The organism is Pseudomonas sp. AC247 (assembly GCF_979258015.1).
Map to the genome: position 1 here is coordinate 3,015,876 of NZ_OZ409829.1, position 22,176 is coordinate 3,038,051.

The 22,176-nt window shown below is 60.7% G+C and carries 19 protein-coding genes; 11 read left to right on the plus strand and 8 right to left on the minus strand.

Annotation, left to right across the window (positions count from 1 at the left end; translation table 11 throughout):
• Positions 1-20 precede the first annotated feature (20 nt).
• Positions 21-920: a LysR family transcriptional regulator gene (locus tag ACZZ0B_RS13785; protein ID WP_440096109.1), complete on the minus strand. Its 900-nt coding sequence runs from the start codon at positions 918-920 to the stop codon at positions 21-23.
• Between the two features lie 133 nt (positions 921-1,053).
• On the opposite strand from ACZZ0B_RS13785, the gene ACZZ0B_RS13790 reads away from it, so the two are divergent.
• Both ACZZ0B_RS13790 and ACZZ0B_RS13795 read left to right on the plus strand, forming a co-directional pair.
• On the plus strand, positions 1,054-2,700 hold the full coding sequence (locus tag ACZZ0B_RS13790) for a GMC family oxidoreductase (RefSeq protein ID WP_463545479.1): 1,647 nt from the start codon (positions 1,054-1,056) through the stop codon (positions 2,698-2,700).
• Between the two features lie 160 nt (positions 2,701-2,860).
• Positions 2,861-4,483, plus strand: a complete 1,623-nt coding sequence (locus ACZZ0B_RS13795; protein ID WP_463545480.1) for an MFS transporter — start codon at positions 2,861-2,863, stop codon at positions 4,481-4,483.
• Between the two features lie 190 nt (positions 4,484-4,673).
• On the opposite strand, the gene ACZZ0B_RS13800 is transcribed toward ACZZ0B_RS13795, so the two are convergent.
• Complete coding sequence (locus tag ACZZ0B_RS13800; protein WP_463545481.1) at positions 4,674-5,042, minus strand: DUF427 domain-containing protein; 369 nt, start codon at positions 5,040-5,042, stop codon at positions 4,674-4,676.
• Positions 5,043-5,214: 172 nt separating this feature from the next.
• The gene (locus tag ACZZ0B_RS13805) at positions 5,215-6,624 is read right to left on the minus strand and encodes a serralysin family metalloprotease (RefSeq protein WP_463545482.1); all 1,410 of its coding nucleotides are present in this window, start codon (positions 6,622-6,624) and stop codon (positions 5,215-5,217) included.
• A gap of 279 nt (positions 6,625-6,903) precedes the next feature.
• Here ACZZ0B_RS13805 and ACZZ0B_RS13810 point away from each other — a divergent pair, with 279 nt between their 5' ends.
• The 3 genes from ACZZ0B_RS13810 to ACZZ0B_RS13820 all read left to right on the plus strand — a co-directional run bounded on the left by ACZZ0B_RS13810 (position 6,904) and on the right by ACZZ0B_RS13820 (position 10,354).
• Positions 6,904-8,835, plus strand: a complete 1,932-nt coding sequence (locus ACZZ0B_RS13810) for a DNA topoisomerase III (RefSeq protein WP_463545483.1) — start codon at positions 6,904-6,906, stop codon at positions 8,833-8,835.
• A 176-nt stretch (positions 8,836-9,011) separates the two neighbouring features.
• A complete protein-coding gene (locus tag ACZZ0B_RS13815; RefSeq protein WP_463545484.1) occupies positions 9,012-9,515 on the plus strand; it encodes a GNAT family N-acetyltransferase in 504 nt (167 codons plus the stop codon).
• 509 nt (positions 9,516-10,024) lie between these two features.
• Positions 10,025-10,354, plus strand: a complete 330-nt coding sequence (locus ACZZ0B_RS13820; protein WP_008077317.1) for a hypothetical protein — start codon at positions 10,025-10,027, stop codon at positions 10,352-10,354.
• Positions 10,355-10,500: 146 nt separating this feature from the next.
• Here ACZZ0B_RS13820 and cynR read toward each other — a convergent pair whose 3' ends face one another.
• Complete coding sequence (gene cynR, locus ACZZ0B_RS13825; RefSeq protein ID WP_463545485.1) at positions 10,501-11,382, minus strand: transcriptional regulator CynR; 882 nt, start codon at positions 11,380-11,382, stop codon at positions 10,501-10,503.
• Between the two features lie 118 nt (positions 11,383-11,500).
• Here cynR and cynS point away from each other — a divergent pair, with 118 nt between their 5' ends.
• Together cynS and ACZZ0B_RS13835 are read left to right on the plus strand one after the other, a co-directional pair.
• Positions 11,501-11,968: a cyanase gene (gene cynS / locus ACZZ0B_RS13830; protein ID WP_008077320.1), complete on the plus strand. Its 468-nt coding sequence runs from the start codon at positions 11,501-11,503 to the stop codon at positions 11,966-11,968.
• Positions 11,969-12,028: 60 nt separating this feature from the next.
• On the plus strand, positions 12,029-12,688 hold the full coding sequence (locus tag ACZZ0B_RS13835; protein WP_463545486.1) for a carbonic anhydrase: 660 nt from the start codon (positions 12,029-12,031) through the stop codon (positions 12,686-12,688).
• A 116-nt stretch (positions 12,689-12,804) separates the two neighbouring features.
• On the opposite strand, the gene ACZZ0B_RS13840 is transcribed toward ACZZ0B_RS13835, so the two are convergent.
• From ACZZ0B_RS13840 to ACZZ0B_RS13850, 3 genes are all read right to left on the minus strand, one after another.
• The gene (locus ACZZ0B_RS13840; RefSeq protein WP_463545487.1) at positions 12,805-14,307 is read right to left on the minus strand and encodes an aldehyde dehydrogenase family protein; all 1,503 of its coding nucleotides are present in this window, start codon (positions 14,305-14,307) and stop codon (positions 12,805-12,807) included.
• Between the two features lie 200 nt (positions 14,308-14,507).
• A complete protein-coding gene (gene glsB / locus ACZZ0B_RS13845) occupies positions 14,508-15,416 on the minus strand; it encodes a glutaminase B (RefSeq protein ID WP_158831801.1) in 909 nt (302 codons plus the stop codon).
• 184 nt (positions 15,417-15,600) lie between these two features.
• Entirely contained in the window at positions 15,601-17,217 is a 1,617-nt protein-coding gene (locus tag ACZZ0B_RS13850; protein WP_440096118.1) for a L,D-transpeptidase family protein, read from the minus strand.
• A gap of 150 nt (positions 17,218-17,367) precedes the next feature.
• Between ACZZ0B_RS13850 and ACZZ0B_RS13855 the strand changes: the two genes are divergently transcribed.
• The 4 genes from ACZZ0B_RS13855 (at position 17,368) to ACZZ0B_RS13870 (ending at position 20,651) form a co-directional block, all read left to right on the plus strand.
• Entirely contained in the window at positions 17,368-18,081 is a 714-nt protein-coding gene (locus ACZZ0B_RS13855; RefSeq protein ID WP_008081284.1) for a murein L,D-transpeptidase catalytic domain family protein, read from the plus strand.
• Positions 18,082-18,297: 216 nt separating this feature from the next.
• Entirely contained in the window at positions 18,298-18,555 is a 258-nt protein-coding gene (locus tag ACZZ0B_RS13860) for a DUF2790 domain-containing protein (protein WP_463545488.1), read from the plus strand.
• A 12-nt stretch (positions 18,556-18,567) separates the two neighbouring features.
• The gene (locus ACZZ0B_RS13865; RefSeq protein WP_463545489.1) at positions 18,568-19,239 is read left to right on the plus strand and encodes a heavy metal response regulator transcription factor; all 672 of its coding nucleotides are present in this window, start codon (positions 18,568-18,570) and stop codon (positions 19,237-19,239) included.
• Positions 19,236-20,651, plus strand: a complete 1,416-nt coding sequence (locus tag ACZZ0B_RS13870; RefSeq protein ID WP_463545490.1) for a heavy metal sensor histidine kinase — start codon at positions 19,236-19,238, stop codon at positions 20,649-20,651. Before ACZZ0B_RS13865 ends, ACZZ0B_RS13870 begins: the two co-directional genes overlap by 4 nt.
• 75 nt (positions 20,652-20,726) lie before the next feature.
• On the opposite strand, the gene ACZZ0B_RS13875 is transcribed toward ACZZ0B_RS13870, so the two are convergent.
• Positions 20,727-22,118 (minus strand): MFS transporter, encoded by a 1,392-nt coding sequence (locus ACZZ0B_RS13875; RefSeq protein ID WP_463545491.1) that lies wholly within the window; start codon positions 22,116-22,118, stop codon positions 20,727-20,729.
• Positions 22,119-22,176: the final 58 nt, after the last annotated feature.

A 22,176-nucleotide genomic window follows, 5' to 3' on the forward strand; every position in this document is an offset into this window, starting at 1 on the left:
GGCTCACTCCTACAAAGGATCTACGGTAGGCAGGACTGTCCGCGTAACAACCCCTGCTCCGCCTCACACAACCCCACCACATAATCCCAGACCACCCGCAGCCGCACCGATTTATGCAACTCGCGCCGCGTGCTGATCCAGTAACTGCGCTCGATACTTTCATCCGGCAACAACGGCACCAGATCCGGATCGGACTCGGCCATGTAGCACGGCAACACCGCAATGCCCAAACCCGACCGCGCGGCTTCCTGTTGGGCGATGACGCTGGTGCTGTGAAACACCACCCGCGGGCTGCGACAGAAGCTGTTGAGGAACATCAGTTCCTGGCTGAACAGCAAATCGTCGACATAGCCGATCCACGCATGCCGGCCCAAATCTTCACGGCTTTGCAGCGGCGGCGCTTTGTCGAGGTAGCGTTGACTGGCATAGAGCGCGAGGCGGTAATCGGTGAGTTTGCGCGTCACCAGCATGTCCGCCGCCGGGCGCTCCAGATGAATGCTGATTTCCGCCTCACGGTTGAGGATGCTGACAAAGCGCGGCACCGCCACCAGTTCCACTTCCAGCCCCGGATAACGCTCAAACAGTCCAATCATCCGACTGGCCAGAAACTTGATCCCCAGCCCTTCAGTAACCCCCACGCGAATCTTGCCCAGCGGCGCGGTCGATTGGGTGATTTCTTCCTGCGCCAACAATGCCACGTTCTCCATCGCTTCCGCATGTTTGAGCAGCGCCTCCCCCGCCGGGGTCATCTCATAGCCTTGCGCATGCTGGACGAACAGCGCAGTGCCGAGGCTCTTTTCGATGGCCTCGATGTGCCGGGCGACGGTGGCGTGGGTGGTGTTGAGACGGCGGGCAGCGGTGAGCAGGCGCCCACTGCGTTGCAGTTCGAGAAAAAACCGCAGGTCGTTCCAGTCGAACATGCTGTGTCCTTGTCGGCTAAGGTCTATGCAGGCTGTTTAAAAACGCACAGCGGCTGCGCAAAAACTAACATTCTTTTGACGAAAGCTAACAACTAGAGTGTCCGACAATAAAAACAAAAAGCGAGGTCAGGGAATGCAGACTTCCCTCGATGAATACGACTACATCGTGGTCGGCGCCGGCCCTGCCGGGTGCCTGCTGGCCAATCGACTGTCGGCGGATCCGCAGCAGCGCGTGCTGTTGCTCGAAGCCGGCGGGCGCGACAACTATGCGTGGATTCACATACCTGTCGGTTACCTGTTCTGCATCGGTAACCCGCGCACCGACTGGTGCTTCAAGACCGAAGAACAAGCGGGCCTCAACGGTCGTGCGCTGAGTTATCCGCGCGGCAAAGTGCTCGGCGGGTGTTCTTCCATCAACGGCATGATCTACATGCGCGGCCAGGCCAACGACTATGATGGCTGGGCGGCCGAGGGCAATCCGGGCTGGGCCTGGAATGACGTGCTGCCGCTGTTCAAACAGAGCGAAAACCACTTTGCCGGCGCGGCTGAATTCCACGGCGCCAAGGGTGAATGGCGCGTCGAACAACAGCGGCTTTCGTGGCCGATTCTGGATGCGTTTCGCAGCGCCGCCGAGCAAAGCGGCATCGCCAGCATCGAAGACTTCAATCAGGGCGACAACGAGGGTTGCGGCTACTTTCAGGTCAATCAGAAGGCCGGCGTGCGCTGGAACGCGGCGAAGGCTTTTCTCAAACCTGTGCGTGATCGGGCGAACCTGACGGTGCTGACCGGGGTTGAAGTGGATCGGGTTGTGCTGGAGGACGGGCGCGCATCGAAAGTGAGTGCGCGACATGAAGGTCAGGTCAAACAGTTCAAGGCGCGCAAAGAGATCGTCTTGTGCGCCGGATCGGTCGGCTCGCCGAGCATTTTACAGCGCTCCGGGATTGGTCCGCGGCCGTTGCTGGAACGCCTCGGTATCGGCGTGATCCATGAATTGCCGGGCGTCGGCGGCAACCTGCAGGATCACCTGCAACTGCGCCTGATCTACAAGCTGGAAAACGCGCGCACGCTGAATCAGATCGCCGGCAGCGTCTGGGGCAAGATGGGCATGGGCCTGCGTTATCTGTATGACCGCAGCGGGCCGCTGTCGATGGCGCCGAGTCAGTTGGGCGCATTTGCGCGTTCGGGGCCGGAGCAGACTTCGGCGAATCTGGAATATCACGTGCAGCCGTTGTCGCTGGAGCGCTTTGGCGAACCGTTGCACAGCTTTCCGGCGTTTACTGCGTCGGTGTGTGATCTGCGTCCGCAGAGCCGTGGCCGCATCGAAATCCGTTCGGCCGACCCACAGCACGCGCCGCTGATTCAACCCAACTACCTCAGCCATCCGGAAGATTTGCGCGTGGCAGCGGATGCGATTCGCCTGACCCGGCGCATCGTCAGCGCCCCTGCCCTGCAAGCGTTCAAACCGGTCGAGTACCTGCCCGGCGCCAGCCTGCAAAGCGAAGCAGAGTTACAGCAAGCGGCGGCGACAATCGGCACGACGATTTTCCACCCGGTCGGCACCTGCCGCATGGGCAATGACGGTGACGCGGTGGTCGATGCACAGTTGCGTGTGCACGGTGTCCCCGGTTTGCGCATCGCCGACGCCTCGATCATGCCGCGTATCACCTCGGGCAACACCTGTTCGCCTACGCTGATGATTGCCGAAAAAGCGGCCCAACTGATCCTCAACCCCACCACCAGGAGCAGCACCGCAAAACCGGAACTGGCCCAAACCCTGTAGGAGCTGCCGAAGGCTGCGATCTTTTGACTTTGAATTTTTGAAATCAAAACCAAGATCAAAAGATCGCAGCCTGCGGCAGCTCCTACAGGGGATTGCGTTTGATTCATGGACATCGAGCATCAGTGGAACAACAAAAACAATCACTGTGAGGGATACCGATATGTCAGAACACGCTCAGCCGCTGGACGTTGCGAGCAGCGCCAGTACCAGCAATGCCACGCAGAAAGTCATCTTCGCTTCATCACTGGGTACGGTGTTCGAGTGGTATGACTTTTTCCTCTACGGCGCCCTCGCGGCGGTGATCAGCAAGCAGTTTTTCGCCGGGGTCAACGACACCACGGCGTTCATCTTTGCGCTGATGGCCTTCGCCGCAGGCTTTATCGTGCGGCCGTTCGGGGCGCTGGTGTTTGGTCGGTTGGGGGACATGATCGGGCGCAAATACACCTTCCTCGCGACGATCATTTTGATGGGCATCGCGACGTTCTGCGTCGGCCTGCTGCCGACCTACGCCAGCATCGGCATCGCCGCACCGATCATCCTCGTGGTGCTGCGCATGCTTCAGGGCCTGGCGCTCGGCGGTGAATACGGCGGCGCGGCGACCTACGTGGCGGAGCACGCGCCAATCGGCAAGCGCGGCTTTCACACCAGCTGGATTCAGTCCACCGCGACCCTCGGCCTGCTGCTCTCGCTGCTGGTGGTGCTCGGTTGCCGCTACTTCACCGGTGACCAGTTTGAAGTGTGGGGCTGGCGCATTCCGTTCCTGCTGTCGATCGTGCTGCTGGGCATTTCCACCTGGATTCGCCTGAGCCTGCACGAGTCGCCGGCGTACCTGAAAATGAAGGAAGAAGGCAAAACCTCGAGGGCGCCAATCCGCGAATCGTTCGGCAAATGGGAAAACCTCAAGGTCGTGCTGATCGCCCTGTTCAGCATCAACGCCGGGCAAGCGGTGACTTTCTACGCGGCGCAGTTCTACGTGCTGTTCTTCCTCACCCAGTTCCTGAAAATGGACCCGGCGGTGGCCAACACCTTGCTGATCATCAGCGTGGTGATCGGTGCGCCGTTCTTCATCATTTTCGGCTGGCTGTCGGACAAGGTCGGGCGCAAACCGGTGCTGATGCTCGGCTTGCTGCTGGCGACGGCGCTGTACTTTCCGATTTTCAAATCGCTGGCGCACTATGCGAACCCGGCAATCGATCAGGCCAGCCGTCAGGCGCCGATTACGGTGATGGCGGACCCGGCGACCTGCACTTTCCAGTTCGATCCGGTCGGCAAGGCGAAATTCGACAGTCCGTGCGACAAGGCGAAAACCTTCCTGGTCAAGCAAGGCCTGCCCTACTCCAGCGTCGCTGCGCCGGCTGGCAGTGCGATACAAATCAGCGTCGGTGACGTGAAACTCGACGGCTACGACGAAGCGGCATTGCGCGGCGCGATCACCCTCGCCGGCTACCCGCAACAGGCCGATGCGCAACAGATCAACAAGCCAATGATTGTCGCGCTGATCGTGGCGCTGATCATTATTTCGGCCATGTGCTACGGGCCGCTGGCGGCGTTAATGGTTGAGCTGTTTCCGACGCGGATTCGCTACACCTCGATGTCGCTGCCGTACCACATCGGCAACGGCTGGTTTGGCGGTTTCCTGCCGACGGTGTCGTTTGCCTTGGTGGTGTACACCGGGGACATCTTCTATGGGCTGTGGTACCCGGTGCTGATTACCGGGGTGAGCCTGGTCGTCGGAATGATCTGCCTGCGCGAAACCAAAAACATCGACCTCGACAAAAACTGAGCCTACCCGAAAAAAACTGCCTGATTACCCCCCCGTGGCGAGGGGATTTATCCCCGATGGGCTGCGCAGCAGCCCCCAACCCTGCAACCTTGGCGAGTCAGACACACCAAGGTTGCAGCCATCAGGGCCGCTGCGCAGCCCAACGGGGATAAATCCCCTCGCCACAACTTATCGATCTGAATAACTGAGTTCAGGCCTCGACCTTGATCACCTCGAACTTCACTTGATCGGGGTAGAACGCCACGTAATCGCGGATCGGCGCGACCGACACTTTCGGATTTTCGTAAGTCCACACCGCGTTCGCCCCTTCGTGCCCCGGCACTTGCAGGCTGAAGTAGTTGGCGTCGCCCTTGTACGGGCAGTAACTGGTATGGTCGGTGCGGGCGAAGTACTTCTCGTCGATGTCTTCGCGGGGGACGTAATAGACCGGCGGGTAGTTGGCTTCGTTGAGGATCAGCGCATGGGAGGAGGCAGCGACCTGAATGCCGTGAAACTTCACCAGCAGGCAGCCGGCGAGTTGTTCGAGGTTGATGACGGGGCTGGGGCCGGAGCTTTTCATGGGGTTCTCCTGGAGACGGCGAAGAGACCGGCTCAGGTATAACTCATGGTTGCCAATCGCGCCGGATTCGCAGCCGAACGGCTATCAAGCAATACGCTGCACGACGTTAGCTGTGTGGTGAGGGGATTGATCCCCTCACCACACAGCTACAACCGATGCCCGGTGCGTCAGATCAGGCGACGATATCGCTCGCCAACGCCTGCCCCACGACACCCACGGCAAAATCAATCGCACCCTGCCCCGTAAGGTCAACCAGCAACGTGGTCTGATCGCTTTGTCCGTAGTACGTCAGGATCGCATCGCCGGCATGCCCGGTGAAGTGGCTGACAAAATTCAACGACGCCGCGCCCGACGCGAACCCGGCAATGCCCGACAGGTCGATCTTGTCCAGACCACTTTTGAAATCCATGATCCAGTCAGGCTGGTTATTGGTCGAATCGCTGGCCGCGCCGAACACGAACGTATCGGCACCCTCACCGCCCCACAATGTGTCACCGCCACCGCCGCCGTAGAGAATGTCGTTGCCGGCACCGCCGAACAGGACATTGACCGCCGCGTTGCCGATCAGCAAGTCATTGCCCGTGCCGCCAATGGCGTTTTCCACGGTCACGCCATGCGCGATCGAAACGTTGCCGACCATGCCGCCGACATCGGAGAACGAACCTTCGTTGAGGTTGATTTTCTGATTCTGTTTGAAGCCGGAGAAGTTCAGGGTGTCATTGCCACCGCCGTCCCACACCGAAAACACCACTTTCGACGACGCCGAAGTCGCGCTGTAAAAATCACGCTCTGCGTTGGAGCTGAAGCCGTAGGTGGTGTCACCGGCGCGGGTTTCATAATTGGCGCCGTACAGCTTTTGCACCGCCACAATGTCGTCCAGCAGCGGCGCCGAAGCATAGGCACCGCTGCCGTCCTTGCTGAAATCCTGGCCGGTGTTGGTTTCACTCCAGTAGCTCATCAGGCTGTAGCCACGGCTGTCTTCGGCGTATTTGGCGTCGCCGTAGGTCGGGTTACCATTGCCGGCGTTGTAGGCGCCTGGATGTGACAGACCGAGGGTGTGCCCGATTTCGTGGGTCAGGGTCTGCCGCCCGTAGTTGTTGGTGTCCGGGGTCTTGTTGACCTGATATTGATCGTTGATCAGGTACCACGACTGGCCGTCATAGCTGCCACCGCTCGGCAGGTAGGCAAACGCGGCGCCGCCGGTACTGACGTCGTAGTTGCCGAAGGTCATGTGACCGTCACCGCCCTTGCCTTCGCTGAACGTGACGTTGGCGACGTCGGCCCAGGACTGCATGGCCAGCACCGCTTGCGCCTTTTGCTGAGCGCTGAATTCGCTGAAGTTGCCCAGTTTGGCGTTGTAGTTCGCCGGTTTTTCGCTGAGGAAGTTGTAGCTGAGGTCGATTTTGCCGTCGGCGTTTTTATCGCCCCACGACAGGCCCTTGCGCAGGATTTCGTCAGCGGCCTGGTCGGCGGTGAACGACGGTTTGCCGTTGACCAACGTGTCACCGCCACGGTCGTAGAGGTGGCTGAAGGTGTCGACGGTGGTGAACGCCGTGCTGGCGCTGGAGGATGCTTGAGGCATGGTGTACGTCCTTGTTTCAAAGTAGTCAGTGTCCGACAGACTACGGCGATCTCCTGGCGAGGCCGTCCTGTCGCGCGCGTTGTTGAGACGCTGGGAACCTGACACACGCCCACACCACGGCGCTAATCAATTTCTCGATAGTGCCGTATGCCGTCCCGGGATTGCCCGTCACTTGCGGCAATGCTTTTTATCTGTATATCCATACAGATAAAAGTTGCCCCTGACGCCAAGTCCGGCCATTCTGTGCGCCTGTTCCGACCTTGATCGACGATGGTGGTTATGCGGCTGTATCTCTGTGAAAAACCTTCCCAGGCCAAAGACATTGCGGCCGTCCTCGGTGCCAAGCGCCGGGGCGATGGCTGCTGGCTGGGAACAGACGTCACGGTGACCTGGTGCATCGGCCACTTGCTCGAAACCGCGCCGCCGGATGCCTACGATGCCCGCTACAAGCGCTGGGTTTTGGCAGATCTGCCGATCATTCCGGACAAATGGAAAATGACCGTCAAGCCGCGCACGGCCAGCCAGTACAAAGCGGTGAAACGCCTGCTCGGCGAGGCCAGCGAACTGATCATCGCCACCGACGCCGACCGTGAGGGCGAAATGATCGCCCGGGAACTGGTCGAGCACTGCCGTTATCGCGGGCCGATCCGCCGTCTGTGGCTGTCGGCGCTGGACGAAGCCTCAATTCGCAAGGCATTGGCCGCCCTGAAACCGGGGGCAGAGACTTTCAGCCTGTATCACTCGGCGCTCGGTCGCTCGCGGGCAGACTGGCTGATCGGGATGAACATGAGTCGCCTGTTCACCCTGCTCGGCCGGCAATCCGGCTATCAGGGCGTGCTGCCCGTGGGCCGAGTACAGACGCCGACCCTGCGGCTGGTGGTGGATCGTGATCGCAGCATCGCCGACTTCGTGCCGGTGGCGTATTGGGCAATCGATGTACAACTGCTGCACAGCGGCACAGCGTTCATGGCGCAGTGGCGGGCGCCGTCGGATGCCTGTGACGATCAGGATCGCTGCCTGAATCAGGCACTGGCGCAACAAGCCGCAGCAGCGATCGGCAGCGCTGCCAGCGCACGGGTCATCAAGCTGAAAACCGAACGCATGCGCGAAGTGGCGCCGCTGCCCTTCGATCTCGGCACGTTGCAGGAAGTCTGTTCGAAGAAGCTCGGCCTCGGTGCGCAGGAAACCCTCGACATCGCCCAGGCGCTGTATGAAACCTACAAAGTCGTCACCTACCCGCGCAGCGATTGCGGTTATCTGCCGCTGAGCCAGCACAGCGAGGCGCCGGCGATTCTCGCGGCGTTGCGCCAGGCCGATCCGAGCCTGGAAGCGTTGAACGGTTTTCTTCAACCGCAGCGCAAGTCTCGCGCCTGGAACGATGCCAAGGTCAGCGCTCACCACGGCATCATCCCTACCGCTGCGGCGAAAAACCTTGAGCGCCTGAGCGGCAAGCACCGCGCGGTCTACACGCTGATCCGCGCGCGCTATCTGGCGCAGTTCCTGCCCAATCATGAATACGATCGCACCCAGGCCGACTTCGATTGCAACGGTGAAGCGTTGCGCGCTGTCGGCAAACAAATCATCGAGCCCGGCTGGAAACGCGCCCTGCCCGAAGCGCTGGCACCGGCCAAGGGCCGCGAAGCCCCTGCGCCGCAACCCTTGCCGGCACTCAGCCAGGGCGTCGAATGCGCCATCGCCGACGTAAGACTCAAGGATCTGTGGACGCAACCGCCCAAACCCTACACCGAGGGTGATCTGATCAAGGCGATGAAAAACGTCGCCAAACTGGTGGAAGACCCGCTGCTGAAACAGAAGCTCAAGGACACCACCGGGATCGGCACCGAGGCTACCCGCGCCTCGATCATTCAGGGTTTGCTGGATCGCGGCTATCTGCTGAAAAACGGCAAGGCACTCGCCGCTACACCGGCCGCGTTCAGTCTGATCGACGCCGTGCCCCGCGCGATTGCCGACCCCGGCACCACGGCGATCTGGGAACAGGCGCTGGACATGGTGCAGAGTGGCGAAATGAGCCTGGAAGAATTCGTCACCAAACAGGCCGCATGGATGAGCAAGCAAGTGACCCGCTGCTCCGCCCTGAGCCTGACCATCAGCGGCCCGCCCCCTGCTGGCAAAGCGGCGACCCCGTGGAAGAAAAAACGCAAATCAACCCGTAGCCCAACCAAGCGCACGGCCAAAACCAGCACCAAATAACATCCCACTGTGGTGAGGGGATTTATCCCCGATGGACTGCGCAGCAGTCCCCTGCTTTTTTAAAGTCAAAAGAGGGGCTGCTTCGCAACCCATCGGGGATAAATCCCCTCCCCACAAGTTTTGAGTTCAATCCAGACTACTGTGTCAGTAGTCATATCGCCGGGAGTGAACGCCCCATGCCAACCATTGAACTGCACCCCGCCCAGCGCGACGAACTCGATACCCTCGAAAACCTCATGCAGTTCTACATGTACGATTTCAGCGAGTGGCTACCACTGAAACTCGCCGACCATGGTTTCTTTTCCATCCAGCCGAAGCTCGACTACTGGCGCCACCCAGGCACGCAACCCTTTCTGATCCGCGTCGATGACGAACTCGCCGGGTTCGTGACCGTCGACACCGAAACGCAGATGGCCGGCGCCGAGCACAACATCGGCTACTTCTTCCTCACGCGGCGTTTTCGTGGCCAAGGTGTCGCCCAGTTTGTCGTCTCCACCCTCTTGAGCCGCCTCCCCGGTCAATGGCAAATTTTCCATATCGACGCCAACCTGCCGGCCCGGCGCTTCTGGGCCGGGCTGATCCCGGCATTGAGCGGCGGCGAATTCACCCGGCAGCAGCGTGAAGTGGACGGTTATCCGTGCACTTTCTACGGCTTGCGTACGCCTTTTTCCGTTGCCTGAACGGATCCTTTCTCATTCCAAAACAGCTTTGTCCGACAATATGTAGTGCTCAAAAATAATCACTACAAAACCGTTGACGGCGTCGTTTTGCTTTTGCATGATGAAGACGTTCCCCGATCGGGAACACGGGTAACACGCTTGAGCAAACTCGTCTGACCGCCGAGTTGTTTTTTCCGGATACACGCTGCCCACAAGGCAGATTGAAGAAGCTGACCTGGCCTGAACGTCCAGTACAAGGACGAGAAGCGCTGGCGAAAATTCTCAAGACGCTTGTGGTCGACACGGTAAATGTCGTCAAGAAGCCTCCCGGTTTTCGCTGCTTCTCTTCGTTGTGACGCTATTGCGTAGCAGTTATTCAACACGACTACATGCAACAGAGGCATGACCCCGTACTTCAACGGGCGAGCGCTGACGTCCTGGTTTCGGTGCCAGGGATCAACTAACCGATGGGCTACCTGTATTAGCGAATCAACTTTGAAAGATCACCACACTGGTCAAGGGGCATAATCATGAATCTGAACAATCAACCAACTATCGAAGAACTGGCTCGTATGTTCGCTGCGCAAAAAGACAGCCACGACAGCCACATTCTGTGGATCAGCAAGTCGGGTCAGGTGCATATCGACTGCCTGTCGCCGCATGCTGGTGAAGAAGAGTTCGACCAGAACAACCAGAACCTGGCGGCCCGCCTGAAGATGTATCGTCGCGGCCACGGCTATGTCGGCAAAAAAGCCGCCGCCGACAAGGACTTCATTGGTAATGTTCTGCAAACGCTGAAACAGGCGTGGGACTCGCTGCAGAACAAAAACGAAGTTCGGGTGATTGATCGGTTCTGCTGAGTCACTCCTTCAATAATAAAAAGGGCCTGTTCCTGCCAAGGAACAGGCCCTTTTTATTGATCACCCTGTAGGAGCTGCCGAAGGCTGCGATCTTTTGATCTTGCCCCTAAAAAACAAGATCAAAAGATCGCAGCCTTCGGCAGCTCCTACAGGGGGTGGGGGTTCAGGACCAGTTTGGTGAAGGCCACGGCGGCGGCGCTGTGGTAGTTGTTCTTGCGTCTTAACAATGCCGCCCCGCGTTGCGGTGCGTCGCTGTCGACCTGCAATCGACGCAGCGCCCGCTCTTCAGTGGCAATCGCCTGCGGCAGCATCGTCGCCATCGGCGAATGCCGAACCACCTCCAGCAACGTGCTCACCGAGTTCACCTCGATGCGGACCTTGGGCGTGATTCCGTGCTGACGAAAATACTCATCCACCGATAACCGCGTGATGAAATCCGGCGCCAGCAAAGCGAAATCCAGCTGCGCGATGTCATCCGCCGCCAGCACCGCAGTGCTCTCATACAACGGATGCTCACGCCCAACCATGATCCCCAGTGTTTCGGTAAACGCCGGAATACACTCGATCTCCGGACTGCGCACGGGCGTAAACGCAATCGCAACATCCAGCGAGTCATCCGCCAGCCCCGCCTCGATGTCGTCCATCGACAACTCGAAAATCTGCAAATGGATCCCCGGATACCGCGCCGTAAAGTCGCGCACCAACGGCCCGACCAGGTACGCCATGAACGTTGGCGTCATCGCCAGGCGCAAGCTGCCGCGCGACAGATCCTTCACGTCATGCAACGCCCGCTGGCCCGCCTCCAGCTCCACCAACACCCGCCGCGCGCATTCGATGTAAGCCTGGCCAGCGTCAGTGGGTTTGACCGAGCGCGATGTCCGGTCAAACAGACTCACCCCGAGGGTTTCTTCCAGTTGGCGGATCTGCTGCGACAGGGTCGGCTGCGACACGTGCAGCGCCTCGGCCGCGCGGGTGAAGCCGCCGTGATCGGCAACGGCCAACAGATAACGCAAATGTCGCAATAGCATAGGGCGCTCTATCTATAGGCAGGACTTATGCCGCGCATTGTATATCGGTCTTGGACGCTATGGATCAATCAGCCGAAGATTGCTCCACACAGCAAGCCAACCCTGAAAGGAGTGACACATGCAACAGTCCCACGCCTACAACGACACCAGCCTGGCCCTGACCACCCGCATTCTCGACGCCAAGGCAGGCAAAGACCTGTCGTGGCAGGACCTCGCCGACGGTACCGGCCTTAGCCTGGCCTACGTTACCGCTGCCCTGCTCGGCCAGCATCCGTTGCCGGAAAACGCCGCCCAGGTCGTCGGCGACAAGCTGGAACTGAGCGCTGAAGACGTTGCCGCGATGCAGATCATTCCCCTGCGTGGCAGCCTCAGCGGTGTGCCGACCGATCCGACCATCTACCGCTTCCACGAGATGATCCAGATCTACGGCACCACCCTCAAAGCGCTGGTTCACGAGCAGTTCGGCGACGGCATCATCAGCGCGATCAACTTCAAGCTCGACATCAAGAAAGTCGAAGACCCGGAAGGCGGTTCCCGCGCCGTGGTTACCCTCGACGGCAAGTTCCTGCCCCTGCGTCCGTTCTGATGTGCCCCGGCCCGCACCCGCGTGCGGGCCTTCCCGATCTCCCTGCAAGAGGACACGCACATGAAAGCCCTGATCGACGGCTTCCTGAAATTTCAGAACGAAGCCTTCCCGCAACGCACCGAGTTGTTCAAACACCTGGCGACGACGCAACAGCCCGGCACCTTGTTCATCACCTGTTCCGACAGCCGTGTAGTCCCGGAACTGTTGACCCAACAAGAGCCCGGCGAGCTGTTCGTGATCCGCAACGCCGGCAATATCGTGCCGTCCTACAGCCCGCATCCGGGCGGGGTTTCAGCGACAGTTGAATACGCGGTAGCGGTGCTTGGGGTGAGCGACATTGTGATTTGCGGGCATTCCGATTGCGGCGCAATGACCGCCATCGCCCAGTGCAAATGCATGGACCACCTGCCCGCCGTCAGCGGCTGGCTGCAACACGCCGAGTCGGCGAAAGTGGTGAATGAAGCGCGAGCACACGCCAATGACGCGGCGAAATTGAGTTCGATGGTGCGCGAGAACGTGATCGCGCAACTGGCGAATATCCAGACCCACCCGAGCGTGCGCCTGGCCCAGGAAAAAGGCCTGCTGAACCTGCATGGCTGGGTGTATGACATCGAGACCGGATCGATCGATGCGCTGTCGTCGGCTCGGCGCACGTTTGTGCCGTTGGCGGAGCAACCGGCGACATGTGCAGTTTACGCAAACAGCGCCGACGCAGCCTGAAACACCCCTGTAGGAGCTGCCGAAGGCTGCGATCTTTTGATCTTGCCCCTAAAAAACAGATCAAAAGATCGCAGCCTTCGGCAGCTCCTACAGTGAGGGGTCTGTGTTGTCGGGTATCAGCGTTTTACGCTGAGGTCGATCTGGCTCATGCGGCTACGCACGGTGAACACGCCGTCACCCGAAAGAATCGCACTGCGCGCAAACAACCGCCCGCTCTCCCAGTTCGAAAGTCCCAGTTCCGGCTTGTTCAGCGCGTACTGCCCATCGACCCAACGCGTGATGCCGTTGCCCACAAACGGCGCGTTGACCGCGTTATAGAAACGCTCCTGAACGGCGGCATTTTCACTGATCAGCGACACGGTGAATTGCGGGCTGTAACGGTTGAACAGCGCAATCGCCTGATCCAGATCGTCGACGATCATCAGGCTGACTTCCGGGGTTTCCTCCCATTCCCACTCGCGACCCAAGGCTGACTCCGCCAACGGTTCGGCCAGCGCTTCGGTCTGATAACCCTCGGCGCGATAAACCTCGACCGTCGCGTTCTGCCACTCGGCCGGCAGGCATTCCTGGCTGCCTTCGACGATGTGCAGTTTGCAACCCTGGCCACGTGCGGTTCCGGCCTGCTTCAGCGCATCAAGGAACAACGGCACCAGCTCATCTGCCCGATCACGCTGAATCAGGCAGACGTTCAAGGTATTGCAGACCTTGCGATCCAGCGAGTTGCGCACCACTGCCGCAAAACGCGTAGCGTCGGCCTCGCGATCAGCGATCAACCACGCACCACCGGTGCCGTGCAAACTGACGGCAGTGCCCGCCTGTTGCGCGATGCTGCCCAACTGGCTGACGGCACGGCCCGACCCGCGCGCCACCGCCAGGGACAAGCGTCGATCGGCAAACATCGCCCAACCGGCGGCATGGTTGACGCTTTCGACCAGCGACACCGCACCATCCGGCAAACCGGCTTCGGCCAGCGCCGGATTCAGGGCATGGGTGACGATGGCCTGCGCCGTGCCCAAGGCATCGCTGCCAATGCGCAGCACCGCCGTGTTGCCGGTGCGCAATACACCGGCGGCATCGGCAAACACATTCGGCCGCCCCTCAAAGACGAACGCGACGATGCCCAGTGGCGAGACGACCTGCTCAACCTTCCAGCCATCGTGCTCGACGCTGCTGATCACCTTGCCACGGGTTGGCGCCGCATCACGCCAGGCACGCAGGCCGGCAATCATGTCGCCGCGCATGCGTTCATCGGCGAGCAGGCGCGTGGTGGAGCGACCGCGCGCCTTGGCCCGCTCGATGTCGGCGAGGTTGACCGCGGCGATTTGCGCCCAGCACTGCGGGGTTTCCAGGCGCTGTGCGAACAGATCGAAAAACTGGCTGATCGCCTCGTCCGAGACCGCCGACAACGCCGTAAACGCCGCAACCGCTCGCTCGATCGCGACCGACGCCGCGAGTTGATCCGCCACCGGAATCAGCAACAGTTCCCCACTCACCTGCTCGACCAGCAGGTGGTCACCGGGCTGAAAACGCTCAGCCAGTTCGGGGCTGACCACGGTGACGCGGTTACCGGCGAAAGGGATCGGCGTGCCAGCGACGAGACGTTCGAGTGCAAGAGACATGAAGCGGATTCACCATGCAGGAAGCGGCCGGAAAATGTAGCGGATTACGCGATGAAATACATCTCTTCGAACACTAAAGATCCTTGTGGGAGCTGGCTTGCCAGCGATGGCGGCTGTTCAGGCAATACTCATGCTGGATGTTCCGGCCTCATCGCTGGCAAGCCAGCTCCCACAGGGATTTATGGGGTTTGGGGATTGGTTCAGAACACCGACCAGCCGATCCGCGAGCTGAGCATTTCCAGCGCCGCCATCCCCGCCAGCGAGTTGCCGGCGGCGTTGAGTTCCGGTGACCACACGCACACGCTGAACTGCCCCGGCACCACCGCGACGATTCCGCCGCCAACACCGCTCTTGCCCGGCAGACCGACGCGGTAGGCGAAGTTGCCCGCCTCGTCGTACAGGCCGCTGGTGGCCATGATCGAGTTGACTTGCTGGGTCTGACGCCGCGTGAGGATCTGTTCACCGCTGTGTTTGCAGTAGCCGTCGTTGGCCAGAAAGCAGAACGCCCGGGCCAGATCGATGCAGTTCATGCGCAACGCGCAATGGCTGAAGTAGCTGCGCAGCACCGCTTCGACGTCGTTGTGGAAGTTGCCGAACGACTGCATCAGATACGCCATCGCCGCATTGCGCGCGCGGTGCTGGTATTCGGAGTCGGCGACTTTGCCGTCGATCATGATCTGCGGATTGCCCGACAGGCGCCGCACGAAGTCGCGCATCGACAGGGTCGGCGCGGCGAAGCGTGACTGGTTGATGTCGCAGATCACCAGCGCACCGGCATTGATGAACGGATTGCGCGGGCGACCGCGTTCGAATTCCAGTTGCACCAGCGAGTTGAACGGCTGGCCGGACGGCTCATGACCGAGGCGGTCCCAGATCGCTTCACCGGAATGATCAATGGCCTGCACCAGGCTGAACACCTTGGAAATACTCTGCACCGAAAACGGCGTTTCAGCATCGCCTGCACAGTACATTTCGCCGTCGTTGCCGTACACGGCGATGCCCAGTTGATTGGCCGGCACAGTGCCGAGGGCAGGAATGTAGTCAGCCACCTTGCCTTGCCCGATCAGGGGCCGAACAGCGTCAAGGATCTCGTTCAACAGCGCTTGCATGCCGGGTTCCGAAGTCTCGCCCCATGGGATTGCGGGGACACTTGGGCTAGACGCTGCCGATCAATGCCGAATCACACCGCACACCTTCGATTCGCACAATGTAGGAGCTGCCGAAGGCTGCGATCTTTTGATCTTGAAAAACAAAATCAAAAGATCGCAGCCTTCGGCAGCTCCTGCATTGGGATCAATGGGCGCGGTCGAGTCCTGCGAGCAATGCGCTGTCGCGGCTGTAGATGTCCGGCGCGTAACGCACGTGGCCATCGTCGCCAACTTGCGCGGTCCAGTAAGTCATCAGGATCGGCACCGGTGCCGAGAGGCGGAACTCGTGGGTGGTGCCGGTGGCCAGCAAGGTCTCGGTGCGGGCCTTTTCCGCCGGGCTCAACAGCAGGTCGCGCAGTTGCATCGGGTGTTCGACGCGCACGCAACCGGAGCTGAACGCTCGTGGGCCTTTGTCGAACAGTGCCTTGCTCGGCGTGTCATGCAGGTACACCGAGAACGGATTGGGGAAGCGTATGACCATTTGCCCCAGCGGGTTGCGCGGCCCGGCATCCTGACGCAACAGGATGTTGCCCGGGTTGTCCCAGTCGATGTCCGCTGCCGCCAGAGGCTGGCCGTTGGCGTCGAGCACTTGCAGGTTCTGGCGACTGAGGAAGGTCTGATCCTTGCGGATCGCCGGCAGTTTGTCTTCCTTCCAGATGGTCGGCGGCACGGTCCAGGTCGGGTTCAGGGTCAGGCGCGTGACGCGGGATTTGAGTAACGGCGTCTGGCGTTCGGCCCGGCCGACCTGGGTGCGGGTTTGCCAAACGGGTTGGCCACCCTGATACAGGGTCAATTCGGCGGCGGCGACGTTGACCAGCAAACCATCGGGTTCCATGTCCTGAGCCATCCAGCGGAACCGCTCAAGGTTGACGCGCAATTGCTCGCGCCGAGTCAGCGGGCTGATGTTCAGTTCGGCAATCGTCCCCGGCCCGACCACGCCGTCAGCCTGCAACGAATGATTGGCCTGGAAACTCTTCACCGCCTCCACCAGCACACCCTCGTAGGCATTGCCGGGCGTGCCGACGGCGTGGGTCAGATAGCCTTCGTTGAACAGCCGCTGGGCCAGTTCCGGCACGCGTTTGTCTTCCATCTGCGGACGCAACAACGGGCCGTTGCCGACTGATTGCCATTGCGGCAAGGCGGTGAGCCGTTGCGCGGCATAGAGGTGGCGCAGGTTCTGATATTGCGCAAGGCGCGGGCGAGCAAGATCAAACGCCGCAGGAATGTCCTGCATGCCCGGTACGGCGATGGCCAACAATTCCGCCTGACGGTCGCGCGGGCTGTCATCGGCGTGCCACAGCGGCTCGAAATGTGACTGCAACAGACGGCCGTAATGCAGATCCTGCAGGGCTTGCAAGTAGTAGTGACTGATGTCGATGTCGGCGCACAATTCGCCATCCTGTGGAGGCACTGCCGCCACCGAATAGCGTTTCGGGTTGAGGCCATCGTCGGCCAACAGCTGCAATTGCCCTTGCAAAGCCTGCAATCGTCCGGACTCGCGCGCCCACACCGGCATCCAGTCCTGCTGCTCATAGAACGCCTGCATCTGCACCAGCGCCGGGCCATTGAGATGCGCGGCAACCGCCGGGCACGCCTGCGGCAGACTGAGCAAAACGGCCTGCAGCGGACTCTGCGGCTCGACGGGCATTTGCGCCGCTGGCGTCGGCAGTGTCTGCAGCGGTGGCAGCGACTCCTCGGCGCAAGCGACAAACGGCGCTGCGAGCAAACAAATGCTCAAGTAGCATGCGTACTTTTTGAACAACTGCTTTACTCCAATCCATGGCCGTCTTGATGACGGTCAACCTTACATCAGGTGCGCTGAACAGTCAGGCTCGATCTTCGGGCGTGGCAGGGTCGACTGGGAGTCAGGAGCCAAAGTGCCAAATGAGTAGCAAGTGAGGACACTTTATAAATGTTGACGTTTTTGCGCCGACTTCTGCTGACCACCGCGACCCTTGTCGCTGTGACCAGTCCAGCTTTTGCCGCCGGCAAGCCATCGCCGGTTCTCTTCACCAGCCTCGCGCACGCCGCGCCAGAACTCAATCCCCAGGCGCTGAAAGGTGCATTGAACGCCATGCAGTGCGCGGTCAATAACGGCGCGAAACCGTCCCGTCACCTGGCAATCATCGACTATTCGCAGCCGTCCACCGAACGCCGCTTGTGGATCTTTGACTTGAGCAAAAAGAAACTGGTGCTACGCGACCTGGTCGCCCACGGCTCCAATTCCGGGGAAAACTTCGCTACGCAGTTTTCCAATGTCGAAGGCAGTTACCAGTCCAGCCTCGGCCTGTTCCGCACGCAGGAAAGCTACAGCGGCACCCACGGTTATTCGCTGCGCATGGACGGCCTGGAGCCGGGTTTCAATGACATGGCCCGCGACCGCGCCATCGTCATCCATGCCGCCAGTTACGTGAACCCGTTGTGGAGCAAGCGTCAGGGCCGCATCGGTCGCAGCCAGGGTTGCCCGGCGGTGCGTCCGCAAATTGCCAGGCAAGTGATCGACCGACTGAAGAATGGCCAGTTCATGTTTTCCTGGTATCCCGATCAGCGCTGGCTGAAATCCTCGCCGTACCTCAACTGCCAGCCGCAGCAAGTGGCGAGCATCCTCAACACCCACGCAAGCTGACCCAGCACCAATCCCCCTGTAGGAGCTGCGGAACGCTGCGATCTTTTGATCTTGTTTTTACAATCAACATCAAAAGATCGCAGCCTGCGGCAGCTCCTACAGGGGGATTCATTACAACTTTGTCATTCAGCTGTCGGTTTGCCGTGCGAATCGCCCAGTAGCCTGACGTTGTCCCGGCACCCACGCCGATCAACGCCAACCACTGAGTGACTGATCATGAAAACCCTTCTGCTCGCCTTCACCGCCCTCCTCGCCACCGGCTCCGCTTTCGCTGCGAACATGCCTGACAGCGCCGTGATTCATGACAAAACCGGCTTTTACGTCAATCTGGATGTCGACAAAGTCCTGTCCAGCACCGATATTTCCAGTGCCTGCGGTGTGATTCCGGCGCAACTCAACTACCTCGACCATCAGGGCCGTGAGCATGTGCTGAACTATGACGTGCAGGGCAGCGGCTGCATCAACGACCATTAAGACTGAGCCCCGATGAATATTCTGGTTGTCGAAGATGAACCCAAGGCAGGCAATTACCTGCTCAACGGTTTGCAAGAGTTGGGCTACAGCGTCAGCCTGGCCCGCGATGGCGCCGACGGTCTGCACCTGGCGCTGGAGCACAGCTTCGACGTGATCGTGCTCGACGTCATGATGCCGAAAATGGATGGCTGGGAAGTCCTGCGCCGGCTGCGCAAGGAAGCCGACACGCCGGTGCTGTTCCTCACCGCCCGCGATGACATTGCCGACCGCGTCAAAGGCCTGGAACTGGGCGCCGACGATTACCTGATCAAACCGTTTTCCTTTGCCGAGCTGGTGGCACGCCTGCGCACCCTGACCCGGCGCGGGCCGATTCACGAAGACGAGCAGCTGCAAGTCGCCGATCTGCAGATCGACGTGCTCAAGCGCCGCGTCACCCGCGCCGGAGTGCGTATCACCCTGACCAACAAAGAGTTCGCTTTGTTGCAGCTGTTCGCCACGCACAGCGGGCAAGTGCTGGCCCGCTCGCTGATCGCCTCGCGGGTGTGGGACATGAATTTCGACAGCGACACCAATGTCGTCGATGTCGCCGTGCGCCGCTTGCGAGCGAAAGTCGATGATCCGTTCGCACTCAAGCTGATCCACAGCGTGCGCGGTATCGGCTATCGCTTCGATACTCAGCCATGAACGCCGGGCGCACCTACTCCCTGACACTGCGCCTGGCGCTGGTGTTCGCCTTGCTCGCGTTCGGCTCATTGGCGGGACTGGGCGCAGCATTGTATGGCGAGCTCGAGGAGCAGTTGATTCGTCGCGATGACATCTCGCTGGTCAGCCGCGTCGATCAGTTGCGCACGTTCCTCAACGACAGCAACACCCTTGAGCTGATCAAGAACAAACCGGCGCTGTTCCAGAACATGCTCGGCAACCGCGAAGCGCTGCTGACCATCGGTGCGCCGGGGCAGCCGCCGTTACTGGTGGTCAACCCCGGCAATCTGCGCATGCCGACGCTGCCTGCCGTGCCGATCAACCACACAATGACGTTGGACGACGTGCAGCACCTGCCCAACGTCAACGGTGTGCCGTTTTCGGCGGTGGCGGCAGCCATCGATTCCGGCGAACTGGGCAATCTGCAAGTGACCACCGGGCGCCTGATGAGTGAGCGCACGGCGATGCTCGCCAATTATCGCCTGAGTGTTTACGGCCTCGCGTCCCTCGCGGCGCTGCTGTTGGCGCTGACGGGTTGCCTGCTGGTGTATCGCGGGTTGCTGCCGCTGCGTCGATTGGCCGAGCACGCTCACGGCATCGGTGTCGGTAACCTCGGCGAACGCCTCGACAGCCACGGCGCCCCGCATGAAGTGCTGCCGATGATCAATGCCTTCAACGCCATGCTCGATCGCCTCGGCAAAGGCTTTGCGCAGTTGAGCCAGGTGTCGACCGACATGGCTCACGAACTGCGCACGCCGATCAACAACCTGCTCGGCGAAACCCAGGTGGCCCTGCACCAGCAGCGTAGCGTCGAGGCCTATCAGCAGTTGCTCGCCTCGAATGTCGAAGAGCTTGAACGCCTGACCCGGATGCTCGACAACATGCTGTTTCTGGCGCGCACCGATCCAGCGAGCGCGCTGAGCCAGCGCCAGGAACTGGATGCGGCAGATGAGATGCAGCGCATCGCCGATTATTTCGAAGGGCTCGCCGCCGATGTCGGGGTGTGCATCGAGGCGCATGGCAGCGGTGTGATCTGGGCCGAACCGATGTTGTTGCGCCGGGCACTGGCCAACCTGTGCGCGAATGCAATCAAGTACGGTGCGGCGGATTCGACGGTCCGGGTGGAGGCGATTGCCGCGGCCGACGGCAGCTATCTGCGCGTGCTAAACCATGGCACAACGATCCCGGCGGAGCATCTGTCGCGCTTGTTCGAACGCTTCTATCGCGTCGACCAATCCCGCGAGCGCTCGGCGCAATCCAACGGTCTGGGCCTGTCGATCGTCGCCACCATCATGCAACTGCATCAGGGCCGCTACAGCGCCAGCAGCCAAAACGGCGAAACCTGCTTCGAACTCTTCTTCCCCGCCCGCCATCAAACACCCCCCTCCCTGTAGGAGCTGCGGCACGCTGCGATCTTTTGATCTTCGTTTTTAAGATCAAGATCAAAAGATCGCAGCGTGCCACAGCTCCTACAGGGGTTGGGCTGTGTTGACGCTATCGCGGGTGGTGGCTTGCACTCGGCTGATGATCAGGGTTAGCAGCATCAGCGCTGTGGCAACGCCGAAGGTGGTGTGCAGGCCGCTGGCGATCGCCGTTGCAGGCGCCTGCGTCGGATCCCCCGCCGCCAGCGCAAACACCGCGCCCATCACCGCCGCCCCGGTGATCAAGCCCAGGTTGCGCGCCAGCCCGAGCATCGCCGAGACCACGCCACGCTGATCCTGGCTGACCCCGGCCATCAACCCGGTATTGTTGGCTGCCTGGAACAACGCGTAACCGGCCGCGATCAGCATGATCGGCAGCACATACGCGGGCAGTCCAAGACTCATGGGCAGGAGCGCCAGCAAAGCGCAGCCGCAAGCCATGCCCAACAATGCGCCCGGGACGATTCGTTGTGCGCCGAAACGATCGACCAGACGTCCAGCTGGAACTCCGCTCAGCGCTGACAACAGCGGCCCGACCGACAACGTCACGCCGACCATGGTGCTGCTGAGGCCCAGACCTCGGTGCAGGTAAAACGGCCCGACCACCAGCGTGGTCATCATCACCGTCGTCACCAGCAACGTCAGCGCCAGACTGCTGCTCAGTCGCGCGTCGCTGAACAGTGACAAGCGAATCAGCGGCGATTGGGCCTTCATCTCGACCAGGATAAATACCCCCGCGCCGCACAGGCTGGCCAGCAGCAGCGGCCACATCAAGCCTTCAAGCGTCATTGCCAGCGCATAGGCCGCCAGCGTCAGCATCAACACCGCGCTGCCAGAATAATCGAATGGCACACGCGGCCCCGATGCACGGTCCGCCGGCAGAAAGCGGTACACCAGCCATACATTGAGCAAACCCAGCGGCACATTGAGGAGAAAAATCGCCTGCCAACCCACAGAGGCCATCAACAATCCGCCCAACGATGGCCCGAGCGTGGTGCCCGTTGCTGACATCGTCGCCAACAAACCCATGGCACTCCCCGCCCGCGCTTTCGGTACTGCATCGGCCACCAGCGCGACCGTCAGGGCAAACATGATTGCCGCGCCAAGCCCTTGCACTGCGCGCGCGCCGATCAGCCAGCCAAGCCCCGGTGACAGCGCACAGCACAATGAAGCCGCCGTAAAAATGCCAATGCCGATCAACAGCAATCGCCGCCGACCGAAGCTGTCACCCAGACGCCCGACACTGACGATCAACGTGGTGATCGCCAGCAGATACGCCAGGACAATCCACTGCACCTGTTGAAACGTCGCATCAAACGCCGTCGCCAGTATCGGCAACCCGGCATTGGCGATGCTGGTGTCCAGCGACGGCATCAGCATCGACAGGGCCAGGCTGGTCAACGCCCAACGGGCCGTCGTGCTCAAGGGTTCTCGGGGCATGGGCTGCTCACAGGGCAAAGGACATGCGCCTTAGCCTGAGCCTCGACAATAGCAGGCG